The 10,244-nt window shown below is 64.9% G+C and carries 5 protein-coding genes and 1 tRNA gene; 4 read left to right on the forward strand and 2 right to left on the reverse strand.

The annotated features are described in order from the left end of the window. Positions 1 to 58: 58 nt before the first annotated feature. Both ACMO6A_RS05875 and ACMO6A_RS05880 read right to left on the reverse strand, forming a co-directional pair. Positions 59 to 141: transfer RNA gene (locus tag ACMO6A_RS05875), tRNA-Leu, on the reverse strand. A gap of 58 nt (positions 142 to 199) precedes the next feature. Next, the gene (locus tag ACMO6A_RS05880) at positions 200 to 2,809 is read right to left on the reverse strand and encodes an immune inhibitor A domain-containing protein (protein ID WP_009305715.1); all 2,610 of its coding nucleotides are present in this window, start codon (positions 2,807 to 2,809) and stop codon (positions 200 to 202) included. A gap of 217 nt (positions 2,810 to 3,026) precedes the next feature. On the opposite strand from ACMO6A_RS05880, the gene ACMO6A_RS05885 reads away from it, so the two are divergent. The 4 genes from ACMO6A_RS05885 (at position 3,027) to ACMO6A_RS05900 (ending at position 10,101) form a co-directional block, all read left to right on the forward strand. Further along, positions 3,027 to 6,542: a S8 family serine peptidase gene (locus ACMO6A_RS05885; RefSeq protein WP_009305716.1), complete on the forward strand. Its 3,516-nt coding sequence runs from the start codon at positions 3,027 to 3,029 to the stop codon at positions 6,540 to 6,542. 217 nt (positions 6,543 to 6,759) lie between these two features. Then, positions 6,760 to 8,181 (forward strand): Sapep family Mn(2+)-dependent dipeptidase, encoded by a 1,422-nt coding sequence (locus tag ACMO6A_RS05890; RefSeq protein WP_114516721.1) that lies wholly within the window; start codon positions 6,760 to 6,762, stop codon positions 8,179 to 8,181. Positions 8,182 to 8,360: 179 nt separating this feature from the next. Beyond that, positions 8,361 to 9,248, forward strand: a complete 888-nt coding sequence (locus ACMO6A_RS05895) for a tyrosine-protein phosphatase (RefSeq protein ID WP_114516722.1) — start codon at positions 8,361 to 8,363, stop codon at positions 9,246 to 9,248. Positions 9,249 to 9,387: 139 nt separating this feature from the next. Next, complete coding sequence (locus tag ACMO6A_RS05900; protein WP_009305719.1) at positions 9,388 to 10,101, forward strand: LytR/AlgR family response regulator transcription factor; 714 nt, start codon at positions 9,388 to 9,390, stop codon at positions 10,099 to 10,101. Positions 10,102 to 10,244: the final 143 nt, after the last annotated feature.

The raw sequence follows: 10,244 nt of genomic DNA on the forward strand, positions 1-10,244 counted from the left end.
CGCGATGCAAAACGAGCTCCTGAAACGCAAGGTTTCAGGAGCTCGTTCATCTGCGAAGTGGTGCCCGAGGCGGGATTTGAACCCGCACGTCTAGGACAACGGTTTTTGAGACCGCCGCGTCTGCCATTCCGCCACTCGGGCGCAGGATGACAGTATACCGGAAGTCCACGAAAGCTTCGAGCAAAAATATCGTCGAGTCTTACCGGTTGAGCGAATCGTGGCGGCGGCGAAGCTTTGTCTGCGCGATCATCGCCGCAACGGCGGCGGCTATCGCCAGCGCGAGGGCAGCGGGTGCCGCCGCGCTGTCGCCGGTGGAGGCGAGCGCCTTGCCGGGCAGCGGTTCGACCTGCGTGTCGCCGGAGGGCTCTTCGCCGCCAGGGCTGCCGGACGGGGGCACGTTCCCGTCGTCGCCGGGAATGGCTGCCTTTTGCTCGAACACGGCGAACGGCGACAGCTCATCGACGGTCATGCTCGCGAGACCTCCTTCCACCGCAGCCTTCGTCGCTTCGAGCGAGCCGTCGGCTTTCCGGTGGACCATCCAGACGCTCTTCCCCTCGTAGCGCTTGTCGACCGAGAACGACACGGAGAGCTTGCCCTCGTGCGCGGCCTTCTCGCTGGTCGCCGCGTCCACCACCGACGCGTCCGCGCTGACGATGAGCGCGCCCAGCTGGTCGGACGCCTTTGCCATTTCGGCCTTCTGCTCATCGGTCAGGGCCGAGAGCGCCAAGGAGAGCTCGGCGCCTGCGGGGAACGATCCCGACACTTCCACGCGCGATCCGGCGATCTCACCGACGTGCGAGCTCTCCTCGTAGCCGCCGCCCGGCTCGTCCGGCTCGGGCAGGTCCACCGTCACGCTCATGACGTCGCCCACGGTGTCGCCCACCGAAAGGACGATACCGGAGTCCACGCGCTCGTCGGGTGTGTCGCAGCCGTTGTACTGCAGCAGCGGGACGACGTTGCCCTCCATGCCGAACGTCTCGCAGGCGCTGGTGTTGAAGAACGGGCGAGTGTAAAGCGCCTGGCCGTCCCGGTACTCCGTATTCTCCGGATAGACGGGCATGACGCCCGGACGGTGGTCGACCGTGTTCACGGTGTTGCTCAAAAGGGGATCGTCGGTCATGCTGCGCGCGTCCGCGATTCCCCGGTCGATATGCCAGATGACGATGCCGCCCGTTTCGTTGTAGTATTGCGGCTTTTCTTTATTGTGGTCGACCCGGTACCCGGATGTCAGCCCTAGGTCGAAGCTCTCGTACTGGCGGTTCTCCACCAGGTAGTATTCGCCCTCGGTGCTGGTGGGGACGCGCAGGCATTGGTAGCCCTTGCCGCTCCAGAACGTGGACGCGTCGTGCGTGCCGTCGGCGGCTACCTCGACGGGCTCTATGTAGCCGAGCCGTTCCAAACAGTAGGGGTCGAGGCTGACGGGGACGAAGACGGTATCGCCGCTATCGGTGATGTATCTGCCCCATGATCCGCCTGCCATCAAGCTGAGTTCGCTCACGTCGTAGGCCAACCAGGGGAATTGATCGACGGTCGCTTCGGGGTCGTTTGCCGTGTAGTTGATGTCGTACAGGTCGGGCAGTCCCAGATAGTGTCCCAGTTCGTGCGCGACGGTGCTCGTGGGCATGGGCTGGGCGGGGATCATGTCGTTCATAAGGGTTTCCCCTATGGAGATGTAGTCGTTGACCTCGATTTTGCTGCCCGTTTCGGGGTTGACGATTTCTTCGGGTTCGAAGTTGTCTCTGTCCATGCTGGACAGCTCCCATCGGCAGGCCCAGGTTGACGGTGTGCCTCCGGCCCCTGAGGCTTCGTAGCCCGCCACGATGAACAGCAGCCCCGCCTCGGTCGGTTCGAGCACGCCGTTGCGGTTCGTATCGTAGGTCGCGAAGTCGATGTACTGGGAGGCTTCGTTGAGCGCGTCGACGTACGCGTCGCGCTGGTCCTTGGCCGCGTCGCTCAGGTATTCGACTGATTCCCAGTTGCCGTGGTCGCGCTTGAGCGTCACGTGGATCACGCCGTCGCCCGCCTTGTCGTGCAGGTTGGTGTTGCCGCCCGTGCCGTACGCGCTGGTCTCCTCGGTCGCCGGCGTCCAGGAGAACTTGCCGTTCGACATGGTTGCGTAGTAGCTGGTGATGCTGTTCTCGCCGCTGTAGAGCAGCTTGTTCCAATCGTAGCCGTCGCGGTAGCGCTGATCGGCGGCGTTCCAGCTCGCGACGACGTTGCCGTCGTCGTCCTTCTGCACGACCTCGGCGCCGGGGTCCTCCGGGTTCTCGAACCCGATGACGATGGTGATCAGCGGAAGCGACGTCTCGGTCTGCGCCGCCGACCGCGCGCCGAGGGCGTTGGCACCGGACGCGGCCTGGGCGGCCTCGATGTCGGAGAGCGTCACCGCCTCGCCGACGCCCCGGTCTCGGGGAACGTAGGCGCCTCCGCCCAGCGCGGAGTAGGCCATCTTGCCGGTATCGTTTGCCAGCACCGAGGGCGTCAGAGCGTTCGCCGGTGCGGCCTCGTCGGCGCGCGGCCCGAGCGCGAGGCCGAAGCCCTCGCTCGTCACGTAGTACCACGTCTGGTCGGCGGGGCTCTTCTGCACGAGGCGCCCCTCGGCCGTCCGAACGTAGTGGAAGAACTCGTCGCCGCGCTGCCCGGCCTGGAAGGTGGCGCCGTCGGGCTGGACGTAGCCCTGCTCGATCTCCAAGGCCGGACCGGCGTAGGCCGCGCTGGGCGCGAGGCACAGCGCGAGGGCCAGCATGAGGAAGGCGAGAAGCGGGGCGCGCTTTGCGCGGCGGGCCGTCTCGCGGGTCTTGTGCTGCATAGTTCCCTCTCTTCAATGGGGATTTCTACGTTTCGCATTAATAATGTCAGAATACCATAGCGTATTTCCATTCGACGGCCGCGCCCGCGAAGGGGCTTGGCGCTCGTTGCGCGTTTTCGCGCGTTCGTGCCTCCGGGTTTCCAACGCGCTTTTGCCGGGTCGTTTCCCTGATACAATCAAAAGCAATCGCGTTCGTTTTCGCAAAGGATGGAGTGCCATGAAACGCTTCCTTTCGATCCTTCTCGCCGCGGCCCTTTCGCTTATGGCCGTGCCCGCGTCCGCGCTCGCGGACGAGGTTTCCGAGACCGCGGGTTCCGACAACCCGACGGTCGGATCGGGAGAGGAGGCGCGTTCGCTCGACGAGTTGCTACAGGCGGGCGACTACGTTCCGGGTCGCGTGCTGGCGCACGTGAACGACGACTTCGCTCCGGTGAGCGCCTATTCTTCCAACGGGGGAGGCTGGTCGGCCAGCAACCTGTACACCTTCGACCCCCAGCCCGAAGCCGGGGCCGAAGCCGATGTGCCGCTCGCTCGCTCGATGCCAACGCCCGAGCAGGTGATCCTCATCGAGTCCGGAACGCAGTCCACCGAGGATCTGCTGCGCGATCTGGCCGATACGCCGGGCGTGCTGGCGGCCCAGCCCGACTACGTGCGTTATATCGACGACCTGGAGACCCAGGCGAAGCCGGTCGAAGAGCCGGCTGCCGCCCTGTCCGCGGATACCGCCCCTACGGACGACCCGTTGATCGGCCTCCAATGGCACCTCGCCCCCACGGACGAGATCGCCGGCGCCGCCAACGTCGAAACCCTGTGGGGTGACGAGGGCATTCCCGGCAGGCCGTGGCAAGGGAAGGAAGAAGTGGTGGTGGCCGTGGTCGACACGGGCGTGGATTGCACCAATCCCGACTTGAAGGACGTCATGTGGGAGAATCCGGGTAACATCGGCCTGGAGGGCGAGCATGGCTACGACTACGGCATGGGCGACGACGACCCGATGGACAATGACGGCCACGGCACGCATGTGGCCGGCATCATCGCGGCCTCCGTCAACAACGGCGAAGGCGTTGCCGGCGTGGCTCCGAACGCGAAGATCATGGCGCTGCGCGTCGCCAATGAAAGCGGCGGCTTTCTCACGTCTGCTGTGCTCGGGGCGTACTCGTATATGAAGAAGGCGGCGCAGGCCAGGGTGAACTTGGTCGCGGCGAACAATTCGTGGATGGGCGCGGGTGAGAGTCCTCTGCTGACCGAGGTGATGGACGATCTGTACCGATCGAACGGCGTGCTGTCTGTCTGCGCATCGGGAAACTATGCCGCCGACCTCGACCAATCGCTGAACCTTCCGGCCGGCGCCCCCACCGACGGGGCCATTGCCGTGAACGCCGTCGATCGAGAGGGCAGGCTGGCTTCCTTCTCCGATTACGGCGCCGCGGCCACCGATCTGGCGGCTCCGGGCACGGACATCCTGTCCACGGCTCCTCAGGGCCAGGGGATAGTTGATGGGGACGATCCGGAGCTGACGGTGGCGTTCGACGATTTCGAATCCGAGGACAGGATGTTCTCGTTCCAGGCGTCCGGCGATGCGGAGCCTTCGGTTTCGCGGGCGGAGGTCCCGCAGGTTGTGGGCGACGCCCCAAGCCAGGGCGTGCTTATGTCCATCAAGCAGGCGAAGGCGGGGCAGAAGGCGTCCGTCGTGTTCACGGCGAAAAAGGGCGCGGTCAAGCAGGGCCTCGCGGCGGCGGACAAGACCGTCGACGACCTGCAGTGCCTGGCCTTCGATGCCGGCGTCGCGGACTCCAAGGAGAGCGATATGGGCCGTTTGCTGCGCGTCAGCGTGCACGGCATCGACGGCAGCTGGATCGACCTGACGCCTGAAAGCTTCGGCACTGGCGGCGCCATCCCGCTTTCGCTCAGGGTTCCCATTCCAAAAGACAAGCGGGACGAAATCAACTGGGACGAGTTCTCTTTCAAATTGGAGCGCACGTTCACTTCGTTCGACGACGGGATGGACCTGGACTTCTTTTTCGACAACGTGGCGCTTGTCAGCGACGTCGCGCCGTACGTCTACATGGATGGAACGTCCATGGCGGCTCCGGTGGTGACGGGCTCGTGCGCCCTGCTCGCGGGGCTGTTCCCTAACGACGGCGCCGAGCAACTGCGAGCGCGCATCCTGGGAGGCGTCAAGCGGGCGGACGCTCTGGCCGGGACGTGCACGTCCGACGGGCAGCTGGACGTCGTCCGCGCGGCAACCGACCCGTACCCGGTGGTGGACGCGCTGGAGCCCGCGGCCGACGGCACGCTCGAGGCGACGGTGCGCGGCAGCTGGTTCGGCGAGGATCGCGGCCGCGTCACGCTCGACGGCGCCGACCTCGAGGTGAAGTCGTGGGGCGCGAACGAGGTGCGCGTCGTCCTGCCCCCGTCTCTGGAGTCCAAGCAGCGCTACGTCCAGGTGGAGCGCGCCGACGGCGACACCGGCCGCCGCAAGGTGGCCGTCGGCTCCGAGGAGGGCTTCGACTTCTTCGAGAGCCTGCCGGCCCCCGACTTCAAAAGCCTGGGCCTTCCCGAGCCTACGCTGTACAATGCGTGGTCGATGGCGGCGGCTGCTGGCCGCGTGTACGCGGTGCCCCACTTCGAGTCGTCCGATGGCAGGGAAAGGAGCGCTTTGCTGGCATACGACCCCGCCTCGGCATCGTGGTCGGTGCAGCATCTTGTCACGGATACGCTTGATGCCGTTTTCCGCCTGACCTCGAGCGGGGGCGTTCTGTATGCGCTCACTTCGGATCAGGTGCTGTATTCGTTCGATCCGTCTACCGGCACGTTGGGGGATCCTGTGGACTGCCGCGACTCCTTGACCGCGTGCGGGTTCGGCGGGTTTGATTTCATGGGCGTTACCCTTGCAAGCGACGGCCGCTCTCTTTGGGTGTTCGCCGGCCTTGACGCCAGCGGCGCGTCGTCGCCGCTTGTCGCTCGCGTCGACATGGCGACGGGCGACGCGACCGCGCTGCCCGATTTGGGCGAGGGGCGCTTTACTCCCTTCGCCGACATGGTGAACGGGGTGTTGACGGTTGCCGCCGGCAACGTGAATTGGATAGAATCCCGGATTGTCAATTCGGTTGCGGCGTTCGAGGGCGACGAGTGGAACTATGCTCCTTTCCCGCAGGATATCGTGTTGAACCAGTATGGTGCGGTGGCCGGAGGCGTTCTGCCGGCAGGATCCACCATCGCCGGATCGACGGCTTCTCACGAGCGCATCATCTTGTCGGGCGCGGTCGAGGCTGGCAACCAAGGCAGCGACACGTTCGTGTACGATCCGAAAGCCGGCACGTGGCTGGCCGTTCCCACGCGCCTGTCGGCATCGAAGGTGTCGCTTGCCAGCGGCGCCGTGCTGGGCGACGCCCTGTACGTGGCGGGCATGGACTCGCTCACGAAAGAAATGGTCTTCAAGCGCTTGAAGTTCGAACTCGCGCCCGACGAGGAGGGCGGCGGTGGCACCCCCGACAAGCCGACCACCGATCCCGGCGAGGAGCAGCCGAAGCCGCTTCCCGACGCGCCCGACGCGCCGGCCTCGCCGCAGGAGGCGTTGAAGCCGTCCGCCGAGGCGGCGAAGCCGAAGCCGCTGACGGCCACCGGCGATCCCCTCGCGCCGCGCACGGCCGCCCTTGCCCTGGCCGCGGTCTCGGCTCTGGCCGTAGCGGGCCTGGTCGTCGCCGTCAGGCGCTCGCGCTCGAGGCGTTAGAGTTAGATTCTGGGCGCGCGGCGGGCTTGAAGCCGCCGCGCGCCGGCGTCCGCGCTGTCTCCGTTGATTTTTCGACGTTCGGTCAACATATGGAACTGCATCTGGCGCAGGTATCCCGCAAGGATCATAATAGGCTCAATTGCCGCCGGGGCGAGGCATGCGAACGGCTTTCCCGTCCCGGCGTGGTCGCACGCGTATCAAGAGTCGGGAGGCACCTATGGAGCACGAAGAACTGACCAGGAAGATCGACGCGTATCTCGAGGAAAATTGGGAGACGATGGTCGAAGACATCGAGACGCTCGTCCGCATCCCCAGCTTCGAGGAATCGGACAAGGCGACCGAAGGCGCTCCGTTCGGCCCCGGCCCGAAGGAGGCGCTGGAAGCCGCGCTTGAAATGGCCTCCGACATGGGATTCAAGACGCACGATGCCGAGGGCTACATCGGGTTCGCCGACTTCCCCGGCAAGAGCGACACGCAGCTGGGCATCATCGGCCACATGGACGTGGTTCCCGCCGGTCCCGGCTGGAACTTCGAGCCGTACGCGGTCACGCGCAAGGAAGGCTACCTCGTCGGTCGCGGCACGCTCGACGACAAGGGCCCCAGCGTGGTGGCGCTGCACGCCATGAAGTTCTGGAAGGACTTGCAGGACGCCGGCGAGGCTCCTCAGTTCCCCTACACCGTCCGCTTCCTGTTCGGCGCGAACGAAGAATCCGGCATGGCCGACGTGGCCTACTACCACAAGCATTACGACGATCCGGCGTTCCTGTTCACGCCCGATGCCGAGTTCCCCGTGTGCTACGGCGAGAAGGGTGGCTACGACGGCGAGCTGATCAGCAAGCCCATCGCCGACCGCATCGTGCTGGAGTTTACGGGCGGCGCGGCCACGAACGCGGTGCCCGGCATCGCCGAGGCCGTGGTGAAGGCCGACGCTGCCGACCTGCCGAATACTGATCGCATTACCGTTGCGGCCGACGGCGAAGGCCGCGTGAAGATCACTGCGGCCGGCAAAGGAGCGCACGCCTCCATGCCCGAAGGAGGCGTGAACGCCATCGGCCTCATCGTGGACTACCTGCTGGAGCACGACCTGTGCACCGCCGACGAGCGCGCGTTCTTCGAGCTCGACCAGAAGCTGCTCGATCATACCGACGGCAGCGGCATCGGCATCAAGAGCTCCGACGAGTACTTCGGCCCGCTCACCGTCATCGGCGGCACCATCAAAATCGAGGACGACCGCTTTGTGCAGACGCTCGACAGTCGGTTCCCCACGTCCATCACGGCCGACGAGATCACCGAGCGCCTGCGCCAGCTGGCGAGCGAGATCGGCGGCTCGTTTGAGAACACGCTGCTTATGGAGCCGTTCCTCGTAAAGCCCGACAGCCCGGTGATCCAGGCGCTGCTGAACGCGTACAACGAGGCCACCGGCGAGGACGCGAAGCCGTTCACCATGGGCGGCGGCACGTACGCGCGCGAGTTCAAGAGCGGTGCCAGCTTCGGTCCCGAAAAGCCGTGGGTCAAGGATCCCGAATGGGTTGGCATGATGCACGGTCCGGACGAGGGCGTCAGCGAGGATCTGCTGAAGCAGTCCTTCAAGATCTACGCGCTCACGCTGGACAAGCTCATGCAGCTCGACCTGCAATAGCGAAGGGTGTGTCAAGGGGGCGAGTGATTTGACACGCTCCGCCCCGGTCGTCATCCTGAGCGCAGCGCGAAGCGCGGAGTCGAAGGATCCCGTGAGGCGCTAGCCGGAAGCCCCCCCGGCTAGCGCCGACAAAACGCTTCCGGCTGCGCGCTCATCATCGTCGTCGAAAGGCTTTTCCCATGTCCCAACTGGATACTGTCCCCACCGATTTCGCCCCTGCTATCGGCATTGCTCCGGCCGAAGGCCTCGAGAGCGAAGAAGGCGGCCGCATCGTGCTGGAGGGTCTGCCCAACACGCGCGACGTGGGAGGCCTGCCCACGGACGACGGGCGCTACGTGAAGCATGCGCGCCTGCTGCGCTCGGGTGCGCTCGACCATGCCACCGCCCGCGACCTCGAAGTGCTGCTTGACGACTACCAGGTGCGCACGGTTATCGACTTGCGCACCGAAGAAGAGCGCAAGGAGCATCCCGACCCACAGGACGGCCTGATGGGCGTTCGGTTCGCGGATGCGCCGGTGCTGAGCGCTTCCACATTCGGCGTCACGCGCGAGGGCGGCATGATGCAGGCGCTCAAAATGCTGCGCACCGTGCAGAAGAACCCTGCCAGCATCATGGAGGAAGTGTACGAGCGCATGATGTTGGACGAGCAGAGCCAGCGCGGCTTCGCGCAGTTCTTCGACGACGTGCTGGCTACCGAGGATGGCTCCGTGCTTTGGCACTGCACCATCGGCAAGGATCGCGCCGGTTTGGCCGCCGCGCTCTTGCTGCACGCGTTGGGCGTAAAGCGCGAGGCCGTCGAGCAGGATTATCTGGCCACGAACAAATACGTCCAATCCGAAACGCAGAACATCATGGACGCGCTTTCCTCGTTCGGCCTGGGCGACAAGCTGGATAAGAGCATTCACGTGATCAACTCCGCCGATCCGCGCTTCCTGCACGCCGCGCTCGATGCCGTGGAGAAGCAGTACGGCAGCTTCGACGCTTACGTGCGCGACCAGCTGAGCGTCACCGACGAAAAGCGCGAGGTCCTGCGCGCTCGCTACCTCACGGACGATCCCCGCGGGTAACGGCGGATTTACCGATGGTCAGCGGTGGTTGATGTTCTTTCGTCGGTTTGCTTGCTCCTATCTTTCGGCTTTTGGCCGGTTTCGGTGATCCATGATTTATAATGGTCGAAAGCAAACGTACGGAGGGTAGGAGGCTTAGGTGTTGAAAGCGATGATCGTCGATGACGAGGCTCCTGCGCGTTCAGAGCTGAAGTTCCTGCTTGACGAGCTGGGGCAGACGGAGGTTGTCGCCGAAGCTGCCAGCGTGCGCGAGGCTATCGAGAAGTTGAAGGAATATCCGTGCGACGTGATGTTCCTCGACGTGAACATGCCCGAAGCCACGGGCTTGCAGCTGGCTGAGGCGCTGCAGCACCTCAAGTTCCCGCCTGCGGTGGTGTTCGTGACGGCGTACAGCGAGTTCGCCCTCGATGCGTTCAAGGTGAACGCCATCGATTACCTGGTGAAGCCGGTCGAGACCGAGCGCCTGTCGCAAGCTATCTCGCGCGTGCGCGAGCACGTGTCGCTGCACGTGCAGGCTCAGAAGTCCGAGCGCATTCCCGTCGAAAAGGGCGGCAAGAAAATCCTCATCGGCATCGACAAGATCCGCTTCGTCATGGCGCGCGACGACTACGCGTACCTGCAAACGGATACGGATCGTTATTTCTCCACGGTCAGCTTGGCTCAGCTGGAGAAGCGCCTCGACGGCCACGGTTTCTTCCGCGTGCATCGCGGCTATCTGGTGAATCTCTCGATGGTGGAGGAGATCGAATCGGTGTCGGGCGGTACGCTGCTGCTCACGCTGAACGCCGTGGACGAGAAAATTCCCGTGTCCCGTCGCCGAGTTTCCGCTTTGAAGAAGGCGCTGGGGCTGTAAGGCGCGTCCGCATAACGAACCTCGAAGGGCCGGAGAATCGTCGGCCCTTTTCTTTTTGGCACGAGCGCCATCAGGAAAGCGGCTTTTCCCTCCTGCGTCCCCGCGTGAGTGACCCCGTCATCCCGAGCGGCGCTGCCCCCCCC

It is taken from the genome of Eggerthella sp., assembly GCF_048329335.1.
Classification (GTDB): domain Bacteria; phylum Actinomycetota; class Coriobacteriia; order Coriobacteriales; family Eggerthellaceae; genus Eggerthella; species Eggerthella lenta.

Coding starts and splice junctions, on each gene's coding strand:
- ACMO6A_RS05880 (WP_009305715.1), bottom strand. CDS start 2,809: ATGCAGCACAAGACCCGCGAGACGGCCCGCCGCGCAAAGCGCGCCCCG.
- ACMO6A_RS05885 (WP_009305716.1), top strand. CDS start 3,027: ATGAAACGCTTCCTTTCGATCCTTCTCGCCGCGGCCCTTTCGCTTATG.
- ACMO6A_RS05890 (WP_114516721.1), top strand. CDS start 6,760: ATGGAGCACGAAGAACTGACCAGGAAGATCGACGCGTATCTCGAGGAA.
- ACMO6A_RS05895 (WP_114516722.1), top strand. CDS start 8,361: ATGTCCCAACTGGATACTGTCCCCACCGATTTCGCCCCTGCTATCGGC.